Source organism: Bordetella avium (genome assembly GCF_034424645.1).
In the GTDB taxonomy this organism is placed as follows: domain Bacteria; phylum Pseudomonadota; class Gammaproteobacteria; order Burkholderiales; family Burkholderiaceae_B; genus Bordetella; species Bordetella avium.
This window is the reverse complement of record NZ_CP139969.1, coordinates 924,838-945,023: the sequence shown is the minus strand read 5'-3', so window position 1 is coordinate 945,023 and position 20,186 is coordinate 924,838. Positions and strand designations below refer to the sequence as shown.

Sequence of the window (20,186 nt, the reverse complement as noted above, 5' to 3'; positions counted from 1 at the left end):
CGTCCTCACGATATTAAAGCAGACCCACTTCCTGAAGCGCTCGACGCACGGTTTCATGATGCGCGGCACTCAGTTCGACCAGCGGCAGGCGATAGCCCAGCGCACTGCGGCCCATCTGAGCCAGCGCCCATTTGACGGGAATAGGATTGGCTTCGACGAACAAAGCCTTGTTCAGGCGAGCCAGTTGCGCGTTGAGTTCGCGCACTCGGGGCACATCACCGGCGGCAGCGGCCGCGCAAAGCTGACTCATCAGCTTGGGCGCCACGTTGGCGGTCACCGAGATATTGCCGCGCGCGCCCAGCAAAATCAGGGCTGCGGCGGTCGGGTCATCGCCGCTGAAAACCTGAAACGACGCCGGCGCTTCGCGCAAAAGCAAGGCGCCCCGGGCGATATCGCCCGTCGCGTCCTTGATGCCGATCACGCCAGGCACCTGAGCAAGGCGCAACACGGTTTCGAGAGAAATATCAGCCACCGTGCGGCCAGGCACGTTGTACAGAATCGTGGGCAGGCCCACGGCGTCCTGAATGGCGAGGAAATGGCGGTAAATGCCTTCCTGGGTGGGCTTGTTGTAATACGGGGCGACGGACAGACCAGCCTGAGCGCCCACGGACTTCGCATGGCGCGCCAGGTGAATGGCTTCCTGGGTGGAATTGGCGCCCACACCGGCGATCACCGGAATGCGGCCGGCGGCGTGCTCAACCGCAACCCGGATCAGCTCCGCATGTTCGTCCATGGAGACCGTGGGCGATTCGCCCGTGGTGCCCACCACGACCAGCGCATTCGTGCCTTGCTGCACGTGCCAATCGATCAGCGCCCGGTAAGCCGGGTAGTCCAGACTGCCATCGGGCTGCATGGGGGTGACCAAAGCCACCAGGCTGCCATTAAAAGTAATGTCCACAGTCGAAGCAGAGGATGCCATAGTGTAGTGAGGCTCCGGACCCGGAACGCCGGGCATCAATCTGTTAAAGCGGCGAGTTTACCGGATATTGTGCAAATTCCTAGAGGAACCAATTAACAATCACGGCTCCCAGCGCAAAGATTGGCTGTATCAAAACCCACAATACGTCCGTCACTAACAATAACAAGACGATAATCAGGCCATAGGGCTCAATGCGTGAATACTGCCAGGCCAAACGGTGGGGCAACAAACTAAACAGCACGCGGCCGCCATCGAGCGGCAGGATGGGCAGCAGGTTAAGCGCCATCAGCACCAGATTCACGCTAATGCCGGCCTGCGCCATTTCATACCAGAAACTCTCCTGCAGGCCCATACTCTGGTACCCACGGATGCACAGCACCCAGAGGATGGCCATCAGCAGATTAGAGCCCGGCCCCGCCAGCGCCACCCATAGCATGTCGCGCTTGGGCCGGCGCAGACGTCCGAAATCCACCGGCACCGGTTTGGCCCAGCCAAACAACAGGCCGCCGCCACCCAGCAGTTTCGACGCCAGCAAAATAGCCACCGGCACGAGCAGGGTGCCAACCGGATCAATGTGCTTGATGGGGTTGAGCGTCACACGGCCTGCCTGCTGCGCGGTGGGATCGCCGAAAAGGCGGGCGACGTAACCGTGCGCGGCCTCATGCAGAGTAATGGCGAAAATGACGGGAATCGCGTAGATGGCGAGGGTCTGAATGATGTCGTTCATAGCGACACCATTGTAGAGGCAGGCCGCCGTCATGAAACGGCCTGCCTCGAAGGAATTTGAGATATCAGCCTAGTAGGCTGGATTCAGACCAATCCTAGTCCAGCCGGATCACCACGCCCGCGCCGCAACACCACAGGCTCATCGCCGGTCAGATCGATGACGGTGGTCGGGTGCTGGGGACAAGCGCCCGCATCTATCACGGCAGCCAGATCGTGGGCAAAACGCAAGCTGATTGCTTCGGCATCATTGAGCGCATCGTCCTCGCCTTTGGGAATCAGGGTGGTGGACAGCAAGGGGGCCCCCACCTGTTCCAACAGGGCCAACGCCACGGCATGGTCGGGTACGCGTATGCCTATGGTTTTGCGCGACGGGTGCGACACGCGCCGTGGCACTTCGCGCGTGGCCTCCAGGATAAAAGTCCAGGGGCCCGGCGTCGCCAGCTTAAGCAAGCGGTACTGTCGATTGTCCACCTTGGCAAACTGGCCAATCTCGGCCAGATCGCGGCACAGCAGCGTCAGATGATGCCGCTCGTCCAGTCCGCGCAGGCGCCGCAGGCGGTCTGCCGCGTCTTTATCGTCCAGCCGGGCGGCCACGGCGTAGCTGGAATCCGTCGGCACGGCGATGAGGCCGCCATCGCCGATCCATTGAGCGGCCTGCTTGAGCAGACGCGGCTGCGGATTGTCGGGATGGATAGAAAGATGCAAAGCCATGAATTTATCCTAAGATTACCCCCGGCCATGTGGCCATCCCAGGAAATAGCCATGCGCATGGATGATTCACGCGAGAGTAGCAATATTGAAGACCGTCGTGGCCGAGGCGTACGCCGCGGCAGTATCGGGTTGGGGGCGATCGTGCTCGCTCTGGTCGCCGTGTATTTTGGAATCGATCCTTCAGTTGTACTGCAAATGGCAGATAGTCCGCCAGCACGACAGGCGCCCCAGACTCAAGACGGCGAAAGCCGCTTCGTGGCCCGCGTACTGGGCGAAACCGAAGACACCTGGGACAGCATTTTCAAACAAAATTTAAACCGCAAATACGAAGCGCCCAAACTGGTGCTGTTCAGCGGCGCCACGCCCACAGCCTGCGGCACCGGCCAATCTGCGATGGGCCCTTTCTATTGTCCGCTCGACAGCAAGGTCTACCTGGATCTCAGTTTCTTTGAGGACATGAAGCGCAAACTCAACGCCCCCGGCGATTTCGCACGGGCCTATGTCATCGCCCACGAAGTGGGCCATCATGTCCAGAATCTCCTGGGCATCGCCGAACAGGTGGGCGAAGCCCGCCGGCGCAATCCCGCGCTGGCCAACTCGCTGTCGGTCCGCCTGGAATTGCAGGCCGATTGTTTCGCCGGTCTGTGGGCGCGCCGCGCCGATCAGGCCCGGCACATACTGGAAGCAGGTGATATCGAATCGGGCATAAACGCCGCCAGCGCCATCGGCGATGACACCCTGCAACGCAAAAGCCAGGGCTATGTCGTACCCGACGCCTTCACCCATGGCTCATCCGCCCAAAGGGTGCGCTGGTTCAAGCGCGGCCTGGATTCCGGCGACCTGCGCCAATGCAATACCTTCGCCACACAGGAGCTTTGACACTTGTCGCCTGCGCACAAAACGAGCATACTTTCACGTTTGCCTACTGAAACGCACAGGCGTGGGGCAAGTGGCTGGCAGGCTTGGCGCTGGTGGCGGGGTTGGACGGCGGGACTGGATTGCGGGACTGGGCTGTGGAAACTGATCGGCAACGCGGATCAGGGCCGGCCTCCCGGGACGGATAAGACTGCCCAGGCCTGCGCCTTAGGCCACGTCGCCCCAGGATGCTCATTGCCCAGTGTGCCCCACGGCAGGCGCATTTATTTTTTTGCCCATGGCTAACAAAGTCGAACCCCTGATCACGCCGGATGAGGTCCAGGAAATCCTGGCCGAACCGAAGGAAACCGTCAAACCGATTTCCTGGGTTCACAAGCCTGGGCCCAGCACAACCGCTCCTGGCGTGGCAGCCTCCTTGTGGATGGAGTTCAGCACCGCCTGTCAGATCAAGGGCGAAATCCGCGAAGACATCATTTTCCGGGCCCTTTACCGCGGTGCGCGCACCGTGGTGCGCGGCCAGGCTGCCATCATGATCGGCGAGGCCTTCAGCGCCAGCCTGTTCGTCGGTCCGCACCGCGTTTTGGGCGTGGATACCGGCGACAGCTTTCACAGCAGCCTCGTGGGCAACGGCCTGCCCAATTATCGGCGCGTGCTGCCCGACCGCAGCCACCAGCATATCTGGGTGGCGGAAGGGGAAGGCTATGCCGAACCCGTCACCCCGGCGCTTGGCAGCATCACTGCGCTCATGGACTATTTCCTGCCGCGCGCGAACCTGACGCTGGCCGGCGGCTTTGCCCACCCGCTGAAAGGCCGCCAAATCGAACTGATTCTATGAGTAATTTTCTCGAAGCTTCAGGCTGGACGGTGTTGCCGGCCGGCGAACGCGCCATTCGTGCGGTCGCCCCCATGACGCTGGGACTCGACGGCCAGCATGTCTCTTTCTTCATCGCCTATCAGGACGACGAAAATTTTTACCTGACCGATGCCGGCGAAACCGCCATGCATGCGGCGGTGTATGGCATCGAACTGGCTGCCAAACGCCTGGAAGCCCTGAACCAAACCCCCGGCGTCACGCTGGCCTGTTTCGACGACGATGGCGCGATTGTGGCCAGCGGCCCGCGGTCACAACTGCAGGAAGCCCTGTGGGATGCGGTCAAGCTCGCGATGGCGCTGTCGTTTCAGTGCGCCAAATGGATGCCGAAGTTCAGCCGCCTGCGCTTTCGCGCACAGGTCGGCCGCGCACTAACGGATGCGCTCGGCGCCAACCGGCTGGTCAAGGGGGCTCGCGCCAAGGGCAGCAGCGGTCATGCCGCCGATTTCGCTTTCGCCGTACGTGCCGAACTGAATAACTCGCTGACCTATATCGAACCCATCGCCCTCAAAGCCGGGAAAAAAGTCGATTGGACGCAGGTTTATCAAACCCACGGCAAGATGTCGGATGTGAAAATGGCCGATGCGCGCAACGCGCGCATGGTCATCCTAGAAGATGGCGCATCGAGCGAAGAATTCAAGAAAGCCACCGCGATTCTTGAACAATCGGCCCTGGTACGCACTCTGAACAAAACGCGCAACTGGCGGGAATTGTTTAGCGGTTGAGCCTACCGGCTCAACCGGCGCGAGGCGACGTCATCAGCCCGTCAACGATTTCGCGCCCGTGCGCGACGGCTGCGTGAACAGCCTCTCGCGGACTATAGACGCTGGCCCCTTCAGCAAAGTAGGGAACTGGATACTCGTCACCTTCGTCGTGAATGGAATCCGCCTGCACCACAACAATCGTGGCGGTAAACAAAGGCCCACTGGCGACTGGACTGACCTCGCGCACCACCTTGGCCCTCAAGCGATATCCCTTGTAAACCGAGTTATTTTCTAGCACTGGAACACCCTCTCTGACTACGAGCATACCGCGTATCTTTTGTCCCGTAGAGATATATTTCTTTACTTTGGGCTCGATACCCCGGCCGAGAGGGTATTCCCGGTCAGGCGGGATGCACGTCAAACTCCATGTTTCCGGAGCCAACAGCATAGACCCCCGAGATGACAGCCAATGCGCCCGCCTTCTGACGCGCACTGATAAGCGATGAGTTGCGCACCAGGATGTCGCGCTGGACATGAGCGTTGCGGGTGACGCTGGCGGCCTGATTGCCGGCCACCAGCCCTGGCTCGATATAGGGGAACAAGGCATTTTCATCGACGCTCTTGGCCTTTAGGGCCGCAGCGATGGCGCCGCAACCGGTATGACCGAGCACCATGATGGCCTTGATGCCCAGATGCTGCACCGCGTACTCCAGACTGGCCTGTATGGCAGGCGTGACGATATTGCCTGCTACGCGCGCCACGAAAAGCTCGCCGAGAGGCTGATCAAACAAATACTCCACCGGCACCCTTGAATCAGCGCAGGCCAGGACGGCGGCAAAGGGCGCCTGCGCGGCAGCCGTACGCTGCAGAATGGCCCCGATATCCGCCTGACACTTATGCATAGCGTGCGCTTGAAAACGCGCGTGCCCCTCTTTCAGGGCCTGTAGGGCGGCCTCAGGACTTCGCCTAGCCTTCGCGCCCGCGACGGAAGCCGCGGGCCCGGCCAACGATGTGCGCGGCATGAACCATGACGCGCCAGCAGCCAACCCGAGAGCCAGAAAACCCCGCCGGGGATGGCAGGCACATGTTTGATCAAGGGGTACGGAAGAGGATTGCACGGTGTGGCTCCATAAGTCGATGCACCGCCGCCATCACAGCATTACCGCCCATAATCGTCGTGCACCCTCTCAAAAAAACAGACAGACATGCGCCCGCGCCATGGCTACACGATCATGCGCGGACATGCCTGCCGATCGGACCTCAGGGAAGCGGCCTGAAGGCCCTAAAAGCTCTAGAGGCCCTAGAGGTCCTAAAGGCTTGAGTCCATCAAGCCTCGGCCGCCTTGTTTATTCCGGCAGCGCGTCGAGCACCCGCGCCGAGTACACCATGGCCGCACCGGCATTCATGGCCACGGCCACGCCCAGGGCTTCCGCCACTTCTTCCTTGGTGGCGCCTTCCTTGGCAGCCTGGGCGGCATGCACCGCAATGCAGCCGTCGCAGCGGGTCGTCACGGCCACGGCCAATGCGATCAGTTCGCGCGTTTTGGCATCCAAGTGCTTGGTCTTGCTTCCGGCAGCCGACAGCGCCTGATAACCGCTCAGCGTGCCAGGCGACAAAACGCCCAACTCTCCGATGCGGGCTTTCAATTCAGAGCGATAGTTGTTCCAGTCCAACATGGCGAATCCTTTTAAACGGGATGGATAAACGCGGGATTGCGTTTGTTTGATTGCGTGTGACCGCAAAACGATTGTGCTCCCGGATAACGATCCGATGTATAGAATATTGACTCAATTTATAGCGGTATCGTCTCATTCCTCATCATGGACACGCTCAGCCAACTCCTGTCTCTGGGCCGCATCGAACTGCGCCCGGACGTCCGCTGCCTGCTGCAAGGCGCTTTCGCCATGCGGCATGAGGCCGCGCAACCCGGCGAAGCCGCTTTCCACCTGCTTCTGGCCGGCCAATGCCGCCTACAGGCCAGGCAAGGCCCGGCGTTGATCTTGAATGAAGGCGACTTTGTGCTGCTGCCTCACGGCAGCGCCCATGACCTGTTGGATATCGAAGCCACCACGGCCAGGCGGCCAGTGCCCGCCGTCGTCAAGGAAGCCGGGCGGCTGCCTTTGAGGCGCAATACTGCGCCGGAACAGCAAGCCGATGTAGACCTGCTCTGCGGGCGCTTTTCCTATGACAGGGGCGCGGGCGACCTGTTCGCACGCAGTCTGCCTGGCGTGCTGCACGTCCCTCTGGCCCACCACCTGCCACAGTTGCAGCCGCTAATCGCCATGCTGCGTGTCGAGGCGGCCTCGCCGCTGCCCGGCGCCGCGGCCGTGATCAATGCGCTGGGCCAGGCCTTGCTGGCGCTGGCGCTACGCGCCTACGGGCAGCGCGAGGAGGTACCGGCGAATATGCTCGCGCTGGCGGCCGACAGCCGCATCGGCCCTTCGGTCCGGGCCATGATCCAGGACCCAGGACAGGCCTGGACGATCGAAACCCTGGGCAACAAGGCCGCCATGTCGCGCGCCACCTATGCGCGCCACTTCCGCTCACGCGCCGGCATGACGGTCGGCGAATTTCTGCTGCGAATACGCATGATGCATGCCAGCGCCCTCTTGAACCACAGCCAACGCAGCCAGCGCGACATCGCAGAACAGGTCGGCTACCAATCCGAAGCGGCGTTTGGCAAAGCATTTCGCGAGATCATGGGGCAAACACCGGGACAATGGCGCCGCCTACACCGCAACGCTCGCCCAGTCGACACAGCCCGGCGCAGTGATCCGGCGCAGTGATCCGAAACAATGACCCGGCACAGCCGCCCGAACAACAAAAAAAGGCACTTGGGCTTTCGCCCAAGTGCCTTTTTTAAAATTCGGTGGGGTGGCTGATGGGGCTCGAACCCACGACAACCGGAATCACAATCCGGGACTCTACCAACTGAGCTACAGCCACCGCTGCAAAGAAGAAGAATTCTAGCACACTTTTTAAAAGTTGTGCGAGCGCTGTATTTGACGAGAACGGCAAGGTTGCTATGCTTGCCCGGACAGCAGGTCAGCAAAGGGTCTGACCGATGAGTTCAACAGGACAAGCATGGACCGTATCGACGACCTTCTGAGCCATTATTGGCCGCATCTGGTTTTTGCATTCAGCATCGTCGCCGGCGCAGGCGCGGCAATTCATGCCGCGATGACCAAGCAAGATGTGCGTGCCGCGATCGGCTGGGTAGGCGTGGCGCTGTTTTCCCCGATTTTTGGGGCCCTGCTCTATTTCGTTGCAGGCATCAACCGCATCCGCCGCACCATGGTGTCGCAGCAGCGCGATGAGGCTGTCCTCACCAATGTGGATACGCTGGGCACGGCGACCCTGGGCGATGTGGTGCCGTATAGCGCGCCACAGTTCGCCTCGATGCGTACGCTGGGCGACAAGCTCAACTATTTTCAGTTGCTGGGCGGCAACCGGGTACGGCCCTTGAATGGCGGCGATGAAACCTATCCGGCCATGCTGGCGGCGATTCGTGGCGCGCAGCATTGCATCGCCATGCAGAGCTATATCTTCGACAACGACCCCATAGGGCGTGAAATCGCCGAGGCCTTGATCGAGGCCCATGCGCGGGGCGTTCAGGTGCGCGTGCTCATCGACGCCGTGGGCAGCCGCTATTCGCATCCGCCCATTGTTCGCACCCTGACCAAGGGCGGCGTTCCGACCGCACGCTTTATGACCAACCCGCTGGGTGTGCTGCGCATGCCCTATGCCAATCTGCGCAGCCACCGCAAGGTCTTGGTGGTCGATGGCCGTCATGGCCTGTCGGGCGGCATGAATGTGCGCGCAGCCTTCGTGAGCGCCTTGTCGGGCGCCGCTACCAATCTCGATACTCACTTCGAGTTCCACGGCCCGATCGTGGGGCAATTGATGTCGGTTTTCGCGCACGACTGGAGCTTCACCACCCATGAAACGCTGGCGGGCGACCCCTGGTTTCCCGCCGAAGCCAATGAACCCGTCGGTTCGGTGCCAGTGCGCTGCGTGGCCTCGGGACCAGACCGCGCCATGGGTACAAACCACAATATGCTGCTGGGCGCGCTGGCAGTGGCCCAGCACCATGTGCGCATTCAATCCCCCTACTTTCTGCCGGACCAAACCCTGATCGGCGCGCTGGCTACGGCGGCGCGGCGAGGCATCATCGTCGATGTGGTGATCCCTGAGCACAACAATCTGCGCCTGGTCGATTACGCCATGCAGGCGCAGATTGACCAGATCGTACTCACAGGCTGCCGCGTCTGGCGTGCCGGCGGCTCCTTTGACCATTCCAAGCTGATGACCGTCGATGGTGTGTGGTCATACGTGGGCTCATCCAATCTGGACCCGCGCAGCCTGCGCCTGAATTTCGAGCTGGACACCGAAATCTATGATGCGGAATTGGCGGCCTGGGTGGCCAAGCGCATCGATGGCCGGATTGCACAGGCGCACGCCTTGACGCTCGATCAGTTGCGCGATCAGCCTTTCCTCTACCGCCTGCGCAATAAACTGATCTGGCTGGCCAGCCCGTATCTGTAAGCGATGGCGGCCCCGACATCACACCGGCAGCGATAGGGGGTGCTGCAAACCGCGGAGGCGTCAGCTCGAATACTCGTTAGAGCGGGCCTTGCCTTGGTTCTTGCCCGATTGATCGACACGCTGCGATTCGATTCGGCTTGCCGCGAATCCGGGCATGACCTGTCCAGACTGCACAGAATGATGATGCAGAAAAAAGCGGGCGGCGAAAAAATCCCAAGCCCTTAAGACTTGGAAGCAAGGCTTGGGATTTGAGGTTTCTAGGTTGGCGCCGTCACCAAACCCAGCCCGACATCTGCGGAGTCCGTACCCTCCACGAACACACCGTTACGCGCCGAGGCCTTCAATCTGGCCATGACATTGGCCGCCGAGGGCTGGCTCTTGGCTTGCACCAAAAACTCATGCCAGAGCGCTGCGACACCGGACACATGAGGGCAGGCCATACTGGTGCCGCTCAGTGTCGCCAGCCCGGTGCTGCCCGCACGGGCGGAAGTGATATCCACGCCCGGCGCACTCAAGGTGGCCATCTCATTAGAAAACGGCGCGACGCCAAACAGCTTGCCCTGACGGCCGACGGCTGCCACAGACAATACCGAATTGGCTGCCGCAGGCAGAGAAACGCCGATGCGGTAGTTGCGGTTGATCTGGCGCCTGCTCTCGTTGCCCGCCGCAGCGACCACCAGTGGCGTTCCCTCAAAAGGGCCCTGTGCTTGCAATAGGCCCATCATGGCGTCGAACAGACGCATATTGCTGCGATAGGCGATCAGCGCCTCCGACGTGGCAAGATCGACCGGCCACCCCTGCTGCGTCAGCCGGGCGACCAGACCGGGGAAATCCAATCCCAGGGAGAGGGACACGATGCTGGCCTGATTGCGCAGCGCCCATAGCACACCGTCGAAAATCATTCCGGAACCGCCCGTACCATCATCACCGAGCACTTTGCCAATCAGCGCCTGCGATACCCCGCGCGCCACGCCGATGCGGGTGCCGTCGACATCGCGGCCGAATATCGTGCCGGCCGCATGCGTGCCATGTCCGTTACGGTCGCCGTTGCCCGAGCCCGAGAAATCCTGCTCAGTCAGGTCAATACCCTTAAAGGCAGGATGCTTGCTGTCAATGCCGGTGTCCAGCACCGCAACCTTGACCCCTTGCCCGGTAAAGGGCGAGACATCCGCCATCACTGCGGAAATCCCCCAGTCCATGTCTGTCTCGGCCTTACTTGCGGGCAGCGGTGCGATCAAACGGGTAGGCATGATAATGGCCATGGCGGCAACCTCAGGATCTTCTGCCAAACTGACCAAGGCATGATCGGGAAGCCGCTCTGTCGCGAGTGACATGACATCCCCCATGGCATAGTCCTTTGCGACCACCGCTTTCTTGAGAATGGCGTATTGCTTCATATGATCTCCACGCCGCCGAATGGCGGTAGTATCACTGTGATTCAACTCACCATCGGACAGGGATGCGCCGACAAAAAAAGGATGAAATCTGCAGGAACAGGACTGCAAATAGATGTGTATCAACTCGCATACTCGGGGAGCTGGCGCTTGGCCAAGCACGCTATGAGCCCCAGCCACCGTGATGGCCTCAGATAAGGCTGGCGTCTTACGCTTGCAAATAACGGCGACACCGCCCCTCCCTATGTTCAGCTTGGCGGGGGCGGGTAATACACATTTCCCTGACAGATCAATAGGCCCGCCGCCAGCCGATACAGTGCGCCAAGCCAGCAATAAGGCGAGAACCCCAAAGCCATCGGACAAAAACCCCAAGCCATGGAAACACTGGCTTGGGGTTTTCAGATTTTTGCTGCGTGCTTTGGAAAATACATGGCCCGCCCTACACGATTCGAACGTGTGACCGCTCGCTTAGAAGGCGAGTGCTCTATCCGACTGAGCTAAGGGCGGTGCGGGCCGCATTGTAACCCATCGCAGACCGCTGGGGATGATCGTCTGGGTGGGAGCGGTCCATCAGACATGCTAGATTATTTACCCTGTCCTATTTTTCTCCCGCCATGTCCAATCCGACTTGCTCCCTCGCGCTGCGCGCATTGGGACTGGCTGGCCTGCTGGCCTCTGCCTCGCCTGCTGTCTCTGGTGTCACCTATCAATTGGATCGGCCCTCGGCCGCGCCCGGTGAAACGGTTCGCATCGATGCGGTCTACTTCAACGACGGCACGGCGCAGGCGCGCTGGGAGCCGCAGGCCCGCCTGGTGCTGCAATGGCGCGATCCGCAAGGCCAGGTCTTGCGCACCCTGGCACAACGAGAGGGCGACCCTTCGCCGCTGAATGTGCCGGTGAACAATTTCGCCCGGCTGTCCTGGACGGCCGTGGTGCCCATGTCGGCACAGGGCCTACAGGCCGTCAGCATCGAGGGCGAACCCGCGATGATGGCGCTAGATGCCACCGGACGCGAAAGCGGCACCGTCGCCAGCCGGCCGGCTGCTGTACCCGTCACCGATGCCCGCAGCGGACAACCCCTGCCTGAGGCGGCGGTGGGAGCGATGGGCGCGTCGCCGACAGGCGGCCCGACGCCTGATCGGGTGGTGTTGGAGCAGGCCCGCACACAAAACTCCGGCTTCGACAGTTTTCGCACCGCCCTGTCTTCGTATGAGCCCATGTATTTCGACATCGGCTGGCGCGGGCGTACGACGGCGCGCTTTCAACTCAGCGCCAAGTACCGCTTATTCAGCCCGGCCGATGGACGCGAACCGCTCTGGTACGAGAACCTTTATCTGGGCTACACGCAAAGCTCGCTCTGGGATTTGCAGGGCGATTCGATGCCTTTCGTCGACACAAGCTTCAATCCCAGTGTGTTCTGGAAGTCGGATCAGCTTTGGTCTTCGAGCGACGCCCACTGGCGCCTAGGCCTCAATACCGGCGTGGAGCATCGCTCTAATGGCAAGGACGGCGAGGACTCGCGTTCGGTCAACGATGTATATGCCGAACCCGGCCTGTATTACCGCCTCGGCAGCGGCAGCACACTGAGTTTTTCGCCACGGGTGCGGGCCTATTTTGCCGTGGCGGGCGAGAACCGCGATTACGCCGACTATGCCGGCCACGTGGACTGGAAACTGCGCTGGGAGCAGGACGGCGGCGCCATCGTGTCGGCCTTGTACCGACAGGGCGACAAACAACGACGCACCACCCAACTGGACTTCAACTGGCCGCTCAAACGCACTTTCCTGAACATGAACGGCTATCTGCACCTACAGTATTTCAACGGCTATGGTGAAACGCTGCTGGGCTACAACCAGCGCAATGAATCCCAGTTCCGTATCGGTCTGTCCATCGTGCCCTAAGCCCTTACATAGGACAAATCCTGTCACACGTGGCGGCGCAACGGCCGTGTAGGATGAATTCTCGTTCCATCCTCTGGAGACTGTCATGCGCCGTCTGCTACCCAGCCTGGCCCTCAGCCTGTTCGCGCTGAACGCGCATAGCGCCCCGCCTTCACAGAACGCCCCCGGCCAGCCCGCCGCCATGCAGGCCACGCTGCTGCAAGGCAAATTGACGTTTAATTTGCCGGAAGGTTTCAACGCGAGGGCGCTGCCGGCCGGCCGAACCGAAGAAGGCACGGCCGGAACCTCGGGCAATATCTACGCCAATCCGCAGACACGCCAGATCGTCGTCGTGGCCGAAGCGCCGGTCAGCGATGATGCGACCGACGATGACAAGCGCTTTCTATCTCATGCCGCTCAAGGCTATGTGCGGCAGCAAAAGCAGGCGGCGCCGGATTATCGCGTCACCAAGGAAGAGACGATTCAGATCAAGGGGATGAACGTGCATCGCATCGACGCGACAGGAACGTTCGCCGGTTCGCTTAGTCAGAACACGAGCTTTCTGACGCGCTCGGGTCCGCGCCTAGGCGTCGTGCAAGTGGTATCGCGCGAGAGTGATGCACAAGGCCATGCAGACCTAGTGCAGCGCGTGCTGCGCGGCAGCCGCTGACCCGCAGGTCAACGCGGAAAAAAGTGCCCTGAAAGCCAGGGCTTTCAGGGCCAACTCGAGGTTCCTATTGCGAATTGCCGCGCCGGGTTCGGGACCAACGCGACAAGCCCATCGTAGTCAGGATGGGCTTTTTCAGTCTTGATAAAGGTCAAGCCCGGCGCGCAGGCCGGGCCGTATTCCAACTGACAGACTGGCTTACTTAACGGCCGTCTCCCAGGCCAGCGGCTTGCCTTCCCAGGCATTGAACGTGGTCAGGCGCTTGCTGGAGGCCCAGGCATCGGCGCCATTAAAGAACACGATCAGCGGGACTTGTTCAAGCATCAGGGTTTGCAACTCGTCAAAAATGGCCTGACGCTTGGCGGGATCGGACTCCAAGAAGCTGGCGTCGATCAGCGCCAGGGCTTTAGGATCTTCCCAGACTTTGCGAGCCTGCTTGTCCTTGTCGCCCGCGAATTGCTCAAAGCTCAGCGCGGGGTCCAGACGGGAAGAATAGCTAAAGGAGCTGACCTGGTATTTACCCGAGTTGTAGCGATCGAGCTGCGTGGCCCATTCGATTACTTCGATCTGGGCGTTGATGCCGGCGGCCTGCAACATGGCCTGGGCCATCACGGCAATCTGGTAGCTCGGAACGTGGGCGCGCTTGTTTGCATAGATAACGATGGGTTCGCCCTTGTAACCGGCCTCCTTGAGCAATTGCTGCACGCGGGCCGGGTCATACTTGAAGCGGCGCTTCTGCGCATCGGTGTAATAGGCCGAACCGGCTGGCACCGCCGAGTTGTTCAACTGGCCCAGGCCCTCCGAAGCGGCCTGCACGATTTGCGGAATATCCAGCGCGGCGGCCATGGCCTGGCGCAGCTTCACATTCTTGAGCAATGGGTCGCGCGTCTGCAAGAGCAGCACATGCTTGGTGGCGTCGTGCGGCACGAATACGCTCAGCTTGGCGTTCTTGCTCAGCTCGCCCGCATCGCTATTGGTGATCTGGCTGGCGTCGATCGCACCGGACAGCAGACCCGCCTTGGCGGTGGAGGGGTCCGGCACCACCAGAAACTTGACCTCGTCAACCAGCGGACGCTTGCTGCCGACATAGCCGTCCGGCTTGTCTCCGGGGGGCGATTGGTATTCTTTGAAGGCCTCGACCAGGGTGTATTCGCCGCGCTTCCATTCACGGAACTTGAACGGGCCGGTCCCAATGGGCTTGTCCCAGCTCCCATCCGCCTTTACCGAGTCCTTGTGCACGATGGCCGTCATGCCGCAATCCGTGCGGGCCAGCGAATCGAGGAAAACCGCTGACTTGTGGTTGATTTTCATGACCACGGTCATGGGATCGGGTGCGGAGACTTCGGTCACCTTCAGATCGTTGCGGCCGTCAAAATCGCTGCGGCAGCGCCAATCGGTTTTAGGGTCCATATAGCGTTGCCAGTTCCACAGCACGTCGGCCGCCGTCAGTGGCGCGCCATTATGGAATTTCACGCCCTCACGCAGTTTGAAGGTGTAGGTCAGACCGTCATCGGAAACATCGACCGACTTGGCCAACAAAGGCGCTACCGTACCGTTGTCACGATATCCAACCAGACCTTCGACCATATTCAACACCACGCCGTCGGTAGTGTTGTCGCGATTGACACCAGGATTGGTGGACCGGATGTCGGCCGGCTCGGCAATGGTCAGCATGGTGGCCGCCTGGGCAGCACCGGCCAGAGCCAGCGCCGCGGCGATCGTGGCCAGACGGATCGGGGTGTTCATCATGAAAAGCTCCTGTATACACCAGTGGCATCAATATTGGCGCCAATAATAGCGGCTATTGAGCCTGGCGGGCGCCAGGGAATACTAGGGGTATCCCTGGGACAGCCGGATAGAAAATCAAGAAAAATCTTGAAGGATGTGTTCTCTGATGATCTGTTGCAGGCCTGTCACATCGCGCGCCTCGACGGCCGCGACGATGTCGAAGTGCTCGCGGGCGGACTGTTCAATGCGCGAGCGGGTCACCCATTCGGCGCTGGGGGCCGAGGGCGAACGGCCGCGCATCTCGTGAATGAGCGCCACCAATTCGCGGTTGGCGCACATATCGTAGAGCGCGGCGTGGAAAGCCAGATTGACCTCGTACTGCTCCATCAGCGTGCCGTCGTCGATCATGTTGGCGAAACGCTCTGCCAACACCCGCAAGGCTTGCACCTTGGCCGGCGTAGTACGGGACAAGAGATCGGGAACCGCGCCCGCCTCCAGGATGACGCGGGTTTCGCGGACCTGTTTTTGCAAATCCGGATTCAAGTGATAGACGTGATACCCACGATTGGGGATATGCGTCAGCACCCGCTTGCCGGCCAGATGATCGAGTGCGCGCCGAACGTCCAGACGCTTGGCGCTATAACGTTCCTGCAAATCGATCTGTTTCAACCAAGCCCCCGGACTGAACGCCCCCGACTGGATATCGCGGACAATCCGGTCAGCCAGACTCGGCTGCGTGGCTGCCACTTTGGGCATGTGAGTGCTCCCTGCCAGTGCTAATCCGAGCATTTTATGCAAAAAACCCGCCCTGACTGCGGAGCGGGCTTCGGCATCAGGCCCGCTGTGCCCTGGAAATTTCACCATCCAGGCGCCAGCGCAGGCGCACGCCCCCCGTCTCGACAGGGTCCAGCGCCGGAATGGCGCGCAGCAGCGTGCGGGTGTACTCATCCTTGGGATGATCGAACACCTCGTCGCGCCGCCCCTGCTCCACAATCGCCCCGTCACGCATGACGATAACGCGATCGGCCACCTGCTCAACCACCCCCAGATCGTGGCTGATGAACAGGCAGGAAAAACCATGTTTTTCCTGGAGGTCGGCAAACAGATCTAGCACCTGGGCACGCACGGTCACGTCCAGCGCCGACACCGGCTCATCGGCAATCACGAAGGATGGACGGCGAACCACGGCACGGGCGATGGCCGCGCGCTGACGCTGGCCACCCGACAATTCATGCGGGTAGCGCGCAGCGTATTCCGAACCCAGACCGACCTCAGTCAACACTTCATCGACGCGGCGGCGTTTGTCGGTGTCGCTCATGCCTTGCACCAGGCGCAGGCCTTCGCCCACCAACTGACCGATGGTCATGCGCGGATTAAGCGAGGAATACGGGTCCTGAAACACCATCTGGCAGTTCAGGCGATAGTCGTTCCAGCTTGCCGAACGCCGGTTCAGCGCCTGTCCACGGAACAGAATGTCGCCCGAGGTCGGCTGCAACAGACCGGCAATAGCGCGGCCCAGCGTGGTTTTGCCGGAACCCGACCCCCCCACCACGGCCACGACTTCACGCGGCCGCACCTGCAGATCGATGCCGGTCAAGGCCCGCTTGCCGACGGTGCGCGAGAACAGCCGCTGATGGCCGCGGTAATCGACCACCAGTTTCTTCACCTCGACAATGGGTTCAGTAACGATGGGCGGGCGGGCCGGCAGACGGCGCGGCATGGCGTCGAGCAGTTTACGCGTGTAGGCCTCGCGCGGACGCGCCAGGATTTCCTCAGTACCGCCCGCTTCCACCACGCGGCCATGGCGCATGACCACCATGCGCTCGGTGTAGCGCGCCACCATGGGTAAATCGTGGCTGATCATCAGCACGGCAGTATTGTGTTCGCGCGTCAGATCGACCATCAGCTCCAGCACGTCGCGCTGCACCACGGCATCCAGCGCCGTGGTGGGTTCGTCGGCCAGCAGCAAGGCGGGTTCCAGCAACATGACCGAGGCCAACATCATGCGCTGACGCATGCCACCGGAAAATTCATGCGGCCAAGCCGTCATCGCGCCCTTGGGATCGCGAATGCCCACCCGGCGCAGCATTTCAAGAATGCGTTCGCGCCGCGCCTCGGGGCTGAGGTCTTTGCGGTGCAGGGCCAGACCCTCGTCCAGTTGACGGCCGATGGACATCGACGGATTGAGCGAGGTCATGGGTTCCTGGAAGACCATGCCGATACGCGCGCCGCGCAGCTTGCGCAGCGTGGCCTGACTGGCCTTGATCACGTCCTGACCTTCGAACAGAATCTGCCCTCCCGACACCACCAGAGGTTGTGGCGTGAGGCCCATGATGGCGCGGGCCGCCTGCGTTTTACCGCTGCCCGATTCACCGACGATGCCGACCATTTCGCCCGGCGCCACCTCAAAGGAAACGTCACTGACGATCTCGCGGCCACCGCGGCCGACGGTCAGGGAAAGATGGGAAACCGATACCAACGCGTTCATCGAGATCCCCTCATGCGCGGGTCCAGGCGGTCACGGATGGCGTCGCCCAGCAAGTTGATGCCCAGCAGCGCCATGGCAATGCACAGCCCGGGGAAGATAGAAAGATAGCTTGCCTGCGCCATAAAAGGACGCGCGGCAGCCAGCATATTGCCCCAGGTGGGCGCCGGCGGCGGAACCCCCAAGCCCAGGAAGGACAGCGCGCTTTCAGCCAGAACGACCCAGCCGAACATGGACGTTGCCAACACCGTCAGCGGCGCGACGCAATTGGGCAGCACATGGCGGAACATGGTGTACAGCTCGGAATTGCCCAGCACGCGCGAGGATTCAATGAATTCCTTCTCGCGCAGCGACAGCACCGTGCCGCGCACGATACGCGTCACCGAGGGCGTGTAGGCCAGACCCAGCGCCAGAATGATGCCGTATTTATTGGCGCCCACCACGGCCAGCAGCCCCAGAGCGAGCAACAAGCCAGGGAAAGCCAGCAGCGCATTGTTGAAGGCCATGATGATGCGGTCGGTCCAACCGCGCACATAGCCCGTCACGATACCGATGGCCGTACCGGCGACGATTGCCAGCGTCACAGTCAGCAAGCTGATCCAGACGCTGCTCGACGCGCCTGCAAGCAAGCGGGAAAGCACATCGCGGCCGAATTCATCGGTGCCCAGCAGGTATTCGCCACCGGGCGGCCGCAGACGGGCCATGAAGTTGATTTTTAGGGGGTCATAGGGTGTCCAAACAACACCCAGGATGGCGGCCAGCACCATGATGGCCACGATAATTCCACCGACCCACGCATTGGCGGCTACTGATTTCTTCATTCTGCGGTCACTCTGGGATCAAAGAGCGGATAGCACAGATCCACCACGAGGTTGACGATCACATAGGTCACTGCCACAAACAGCAGGCAACCCTGGATCACGGGATAGTCGCGGGCGAAAATGGCGTCCACCAATAAGCGGCCAAGACCGGGAATAGTGAACACGGTTTCGACCACCGCGATGCCGCCCAACAGATTGCCCAGCACCAGACCGATGAGGGTCCAGGTCGGGCCGAAGGCATTGCGGAACGCGTGATGAATCAGCACGGCCGATTCGGACAGGCCTTTGGCGCGCGCGTGAGTGATGTAATCCAGACGCAGCACTTCCAGCGTGCTGGCGCGGGCCATGCGCATCAGGACACCGATTTCGTGCAAAAACAACGTCAGGACCGGCATGACCAAATACAGCAGGCCAGCCTTGAGGTCGGTGCTGAGCGACACATAGCCCACCACCGGCAGCCATTGCAGCTTGAGGCCGAAGAACAGCAGCAGCAGCAGACCCAGCCAAAACGTTGGAATCGACACCAGCAGGGTCGCAGCGCTGACCAGGAACAGATCCGGCGCCTTGTTTTGCTTCCAGGCGGCGATCATGCCCGCGGGCACGGCGACCAGGGTGGCAAAGAGCACCGCGGCGAGCACAACGCGCGCGCTAACCAAGAAGCGATCCCAGACCAGGCCCAGCACCGGTTGTCCTGTATTGATGGACTGCCCCAGGTCGCCATGCAGCATATTGTTGAACCAGATGCCGAATTGAACCGGCCAGCTCTGATCCAACCCCAGGCGGCCGCGCAGATCGGCCAGCGCCGCCGGCGTGGCCAGGTCACCCAGCAAAAGCTGAGCCGGATCACCTGGGATCAAGCGGATGAGAACGAACACAGCCACCGCCACGATAAGCAGCGTAGGGATGGCCATGACGATACGTGATAGCGCGAAGCGCAGCATATGCGGTCTCCTTGAGTGCGGGGCCGCCTGAAAATCAGGACTTGTCTGCGCGCTTCTCGCGCAGGGCTTCTGCCAGGAAATCCTGGACTTGACCCACGCACTTCAGGCCATCGTGAGGCACATTGTCGATCAGATCGAACTTGACGCGCACACCAGCGGCCTCGAAGGTGCGCTTGAGCGTTTGCAGACGCTCCGGGCGAGTCCGGCCCGCGTCATTGGCGCCCGGCATATAGAACTTGCCGCCTTCTTTGTGTGTGATTTCCCAGGTTTCGAGATCAGCCTTGCCCACCACCATGTGCACGGCAAGCTTGCGCAGAGCGTCGAGATCCAGTTCGCGGCCAAAACGTTCTTTGATGTCACGCACGCCGACCCACCAGTTCTGTTCCGTATCCAGCAGCGTGACCGATCCCGGAGCGCCGATGGACGCCGCCCACAGACGCTCGGGGTGCAGCAGGGCGAAGCGATTGACGAACTGGCCGCCGCCCGAATAGCCGAACAACGCAAAGCGCGAGAAGTCCAGGCTGAACTTCTCGCCCACTTCAGCCACGATGTCCAGCAGCACCTGGTCGTAGCGGATCTCGCCTTCGGCAAGATGTTTGAAGCCATCACGGTTGCCGTCGCCGCGCACACCCACCGGGAACAGGGGGCAAAGCACGATGCAGTCGTTCCAGCGCGCGAATTCGGCGAAGGCATCTCGGTATTCCACAAAGGAGCGCCCCGTGCCGTGCACGATCACCACGAGCTCCATCGGACGGGTCGCCGTGTCCAGATGCGGCGGCACATACATGCAGTAAGCGAAACGCGGATCGGTGCGGGCCGCGAAAATGGTGCTGTGGCCCAGCTCGTAGATGGCGCGGGCCAGCGCATTCGCGGCAGCGCCGTTGGCGATAACTTCAGACATAGATTCCTCGGGAACAT

General features: G+C 61.2%; 20 protein-coding genes and 2 tRNA genes. 7 read left to right on the top strand and 15 right to left on the bottom strand.

The window, feature by feature from the left end:
- Positions 1-13: 13 nt before the first annotated feature.
- The 3 genes from dapA to U0029_RS04475 form a co-directional block, all read right to left on the bottom strand.
- On the bottom strand, positions 14-919 hold the full coding sequence (dapA, locus tag U0029_RS04485; RefSeq protein WP_012418243.1) for a 4-hydroxy-tetrahydrodipicolinate synthase: 906 nt from the start codon (positions 917-919) through the stop codon (positions 14-16).
- Positions 920-998: 79 nt separating this feature from the next.
- Positions 999-1,646, bottom strand: a complete 648-nt coding sequence (locus tag U0029_RS04480; RefSeq protein WP_114852361.1) for a site-2 protease family protein — start codon at positions 1,644-1,646, stop codon at positions 999-1,001.
- An 83-nt stretch (positions 1,647-1,729) separates the two neighbouring features.
- Positions 1,730-2,356 (bottom strand): L-threonylcarbamoyladenylate synthase, encoded by a 627-nt coding sequence (locus U0029_RS04475; protein ID WP_114852311.1) that lies wholly within the window; start codon positions 2,354-2,356, stop codon positions 1,730-1,732.
- A 51-nt stretch (positions 2,357-2,407) separates the two neighbouring features.
- Here U0029_RS04475 and ypfJ point away from each other — a divergent pair, with 51 nt between their 5' ends.
- From ypfJ to U0029_RS04460, 3 genes are all read left to right on the top strand, one after another.
- The gene (gene ypfJ, locus U0029_RS04470; protein ID WP_162790365.1) at positions 2,408-3,235 is read left to right on the top strand and encodes a KPN_02809 family neutral zinc metallopeptidase; all 828 of its coding nucleotides are present in this window, start codon (positions 2,408-2,410) and stop codon (positions 3,233-3,235) included.
- A 274-nt stretch (positions 3,236-3,509) separates the two neighbouring features.
- A complete protein-coding gene (locus U0029_RS04465; protein ID WP_039051709.1) occupies positions 3,510-4,067 on the top strand; it encodes a hypothetical protein in 558 nt (185 codons plus the stop codon).
- Positions 4,064-4,828: a DUF1828 domain-containing protein gene (locus tag U0029_RS04460; protein WP_012418247.1), complete on the top strand. Its 765-nt coding sequence runs from the start codon at positions 4,064-4,066 to the stop codon at positions 4,826-4,828. The genes U0029_RS04465 and U0029_RS04460 overlap by 4 nt, the downstream gene beginning before the upstream one ends.
- A gap of 10 nt (positions 4,829-4,838) precedes the next feature.
- Here the strand turns inward: U0029_RS04460 and U0029_RS04455 are convergent, their stop codons facing one another.
- The 3 genes from U0029_RS04455 to U0029_RS04445 all read right to left on the bottom strand — a co-directional run bounded on the left by U0029_RS04455 (position 4,839) and on the right by U0029_RS04445 (position 6,483).
- Entirely contained in the window at positions 4,839-5,132 is a 294-nt protein-coding gene (locus U0029_RS04455) for a hypothetical protein (RefSeq protein WP_012418248.1), read from the bottom strand.
- 76 nt (positions 5,133-5,208) lie between these two features.
- Positions 5,209-5,709: a carbonic anhydrase gene (locus U0029_RS04450; protein WP_162790364.1), complete on the bottom strand. Its 501-nt coding sequence runs from the start codon at positions 5,707-5,709 to the stop codon at positions 5,209-5,211.
- A gap of 444 nt (positions 5,710-6,153) precedes the next feature.
- Positions 6,154-6,483: a carboxymuconolactone decarboxylase family protein gene (locus tag U0029_RS04445; protein WP_012418249.1), complete on the bottom strand. Its 330-nt coding sequence runs from the start codon at positions 6,481-6,483 to the stop codon at positions 6,154-6,156.
- Positions 6,484-6,627: 144 nt separating this feature from the next.
- Here U0029_RS04445 and U0029_RS04440 point away from each other — a divergent pair, with 144 nt between their 5' ends.
- Complete coding sequence (locus U0029_RS04440) at positions 6,628-7,593, top strand: cupin domain-containing protein (RefSeq protein WP_114852309.1); 966 nt, start codon at positions 6,628-6,630, stop codon at positions 7,591-7,593.
- Positions 7,594-7,677: 84 nt separating this feature from the next.
- Here U0029_RS04440 and U0029_RS04435 read toward each other — a convergent pair.
- Positions 7,678-7,753, bottom strand: a tRNA-His gene (locus U0029_RS04435).
- Between the two features lie 138 nt (positions 7,754-7,891).
- On the opposite strand from U0029_RS04435, the gene U0029_RS04430 reads away from it, so the two are divergent.
- The gene (locus tag U0029_RS04430) at positions 7,892-9,352 is read left to right on the top strand and encodes a phospholipase D-like domain-containing protein (RefSeq protein ID WP_114852308.1); all 1,461 of its coding nucleotides are present in this window, start codon (positions 7,892-7,894) and stop codon (positions 9,350-9,352) included.
- Positions 9,353-9,609: 257 nt separating this feature from the next.
- On the opposite strand, the gene U0029_RS04425 is transcribed toward U0029_RS04430, so the two are convergent.
- Both U0029_RS04425 and U0029_RS04420 read right to left on the bottom strand, forming a co-directional pair.
- Positions 9,610-10,749: a S8 family peptidase gene (locus tag U0029_RS04425; RefSeq protein ID WP_114852307.1), complete on the bottom strand. Its 1,140-nt coding sequence runs from the start codon at positions 10,747-10,749 to the stop codon at positions 9,610-9,612.
- Positions 10,750-11,176: 427 nt separating this feature from the next.
- Positions 11,177-11,253: transfer RNA gene (locus tag U0029_RS04420), tRNA-Arg, on the bottom strand.
- A 107-nt stretch (positions 11,254-11,360) separates the two neighbouring features.
- Here U0029_RS04420 and U0029_RS04415 point away from each other — a divergent pair.
- Positions 11,361-12,647 carry a phospholipase A gene (locus U0029_RS04415; RefSeq protein WP_114852306.1) on the top strand — a complete coding sequence of 429 codons (1,287 nt, stop codon included), beginning with the start codon at positions 11,361-11,363 and terminating at the stop codon, positions 12,645-12,647.
- A gap of 85 nt (positions 12,648-12,732) precedes the next feature.
- Positions 12,733-13,296, top strand: a complete 564-nt coding sequence (locus tag U0029_RS04410) for a DcrB/PsbP domain-containing protein (RefSeq protein WP_114852305.1) — start codon at positions 12,733-12,735, stop codon at positions 13,294-13,296.
- 195 nt (positions 13,297-13,491) lie between these two features.
- Here U0029_RS04410 and U0029_RS04405 read toward each other — a convergent pair whose 3' ends face one another.
- The 6 genes from U0029_RS04405 to U0029_RS04380 form a co-directional block, all read right to left on the bottom strand.
- Positions 13,492-15,042: an ABC transporter substrate-binding protein gene (locus U0029_RS04405; RefSeq protein WP_114852304.1), complete on the bottom strand. Its 1,551-nt coding sequence runs from the start codon at positions 15,040-15,042 to the stop codon at positions 13,492-13,494.
- A 114-nt stretch (positions 15,043-15,156) separates the two neighbouring features.
- Complete coding sequence (locus U0029_RS04400) at positions 15,157-15,777, bottom strand: GntR family transcriptional regulator (RefSeq protein WP_039051708.1); 621 nt, start codon at positions 15,775-15,777, stop codon at positions 15,157-15,159.
- A 76-nt stretch (positions 15,778-15,853) separates the two neighbouring features.
- Entirely contained in the window at positions 15,854-17,509 is a 1,656-nt protein-coding gene (locus U0029_RS04395; RefSeq protein WP_114852303.1) for an ABC transporter ATP-binding protein, read from the bottom strand.
- Positions 17,506-18,327, bottom strand: a complete 822-nt coding sequence (locus tag U0029_RS04390) for an ABC transporter permease (RefSeq protein WP_012418259.1) — start codon at positions 18,325-18,327, stop codon at positions 17,506-17,508. Before U0029_RS04390 ends, U0029_RS04395 begins: the two co-directional genes overlap by 4 nt.
- Positions 18,324-19,268, bottom strand: a complete 945-nt coding sequence (locus U0029_RS04385; RefSeq protein WP_012418260.1) for an ABC transporter permease — start codon at positions 19,266-19,268, stop codon at positions 18,324-18,326. The genes U0029_RS04390 and U0029_RS04385 overlap by 4 nt, the downstream gene beginning before the upstream one ends.
- 34 nt (positions 19,269-19,302) lie before the next feature.
- Positions 19,303-20,169 (bottom strand): hydrolase, encoded by an 867-nt coding sequence (locus U0029_RS04380; protein WP_012418261.1) that lies wholly within the window; start codon positions 20,167-20,169, stop codon positions 19,303-19,305.
- Between the last annotated feature and the right edge of the window lie 17 nt (positions 20,170-20,186).

Bases quoted from the DNA above. Each gene is read 5' to 3' on its own strand.
- dapA (WP_012418243.1), bottom strand. From the start codon at position 919: ATGGCATCCTCTGCTTCGACTGTGGACATTACTTTTAATGGCAGCCTG.
- U0029_RS04480 (WP_114852361.1), bottom strand. From the start codon at position 1,646: ATGAACGACATCATTCAGACCCTCGCCATCTACGCGATTCCCGTCATT.
- U0029_RS04475 (WP_114852311.1), bottom strand. From the start codon at position 2,356: ATGGCTTTGCATCTTTCTATCCATCCCGACAATCCGCAGCCGCGTCTG.
- ypfJ (WP_162790365.1), top strand. From the start codon at position 2,408: ATGCGCATGGATGATTCACGCGAGAGTAGCAATATTGAAGACCGTCGT.
- U0029_RS04465 (WP_039051709.1), top strand. From the start codon at position 3,510: ATGGCTAACAAAGTCGAACCCCTGATCACGCCGGATGAGGTCCAGGAA.
- U0029_RS04460 (WP_012418247.1), top strand. From the start codon at position 4,064: ATGAGTAATTTTCTCGAAGCTTCAGGCTGGACGGTGTTGCCGGCCGGC.
- U0029_RS04455 (WP_012418248.1), bottom strand. From the start codon at position 5,132: ATGCTCGTAGTCAGAGAGGGTGTTCCAGTGCTAGAAAATAACTCGGTT.
- U0029_RS04450 (WP_162790364.1), bottom strand. From the start codon at position 5,709: ATGCATAAGTGTCAGGCGGATATCGGGGCCATTCTGCAGCGTACGGCT.
- U0029_RS04445 (WP_012418249.1), bottom strand. From the start codon at position 6,483: ATGTTGGACTGGAACAACTATCGCTCTGAATTGAAAGCCCGCATCGGA.
- U0029_RS04440 (WP_114852309.1), top strand. From the start codon at position 6,628: ATGGACACGCTCAGCCAACTCCTGTCTCTGGGCCGCATCGAACTGCGC.
- U0029_RS04430 (WP_114852308.1), top strand. From the start codon at position 7,892: ATGGACCGTATCGACGACCTTCTGAGCCATTATTGGCCGCATCTGGTT.
- U0029_RS04425 (WP_114852307.1), bottom strand. From the start codon at position 10,749: ATGAAGCAATACGCCATTCTCAAGAAAGCGGTGGTCGCAAAGGACTAT.
- U0029_RS04415 (WP_114852306.1), top strand. From the start codon at position 11,361: ATGTCCAATCCGACTTGCTCCCTCGCGCTGCGCGCATTGGGACTGGCT.
- U0029_RS04410 (WP_114852305.1), top strand. From the start codon at position 12,733: ATGCGCCGTCTGCTACCCAGCCTGGCCCTCAGCCTGTTCGCGCTGAAC.
- U0029_RS04405 (WP_114852304.1), bottom strand. From the start codon at position 15,042: ATGATGAACACCCCGATCCGTCTGGCCACGATCGCCGCGGCGCTGGCT.
- U0029_RS04400 (WP_039051708.1), bottom strand. From the start codon at position 15,777: ATGCCCAAAGTGGCAGCCACGCAGCCGAGTCTGGCTGACCGGATTGTC.
- U0029_RS04395 (WP_114852303.1), bottom strand. From the start codon at position 17,509: ATGAACGCGTTGGTATCGGTTTCCCATCTTTCCCTGACCGTCGGCCGC.
- U0029_RS04390 (WP_012418259.1), bottom strand. From the start codon at position 18,327: ATGAAGAAATCAGTAGCCGCCAATGCGTGGGTCGGTGGAATTATCGTG.
- U0029_RS04385 (WP_012418260.1), bottom strand. From the start codon at position 19,268: ATGCTGCGCTTCGCGCTATCACGTATCGTCATGGCCATCCCTACGCTG.
- U0029_RS04380 (WP_012418261.1), bottom strand. From the start codon at position 20,169: ATGTCTGAAGTTATCGCCAACGGCGCTGCCGCGAATGCGCTGGCCCGC.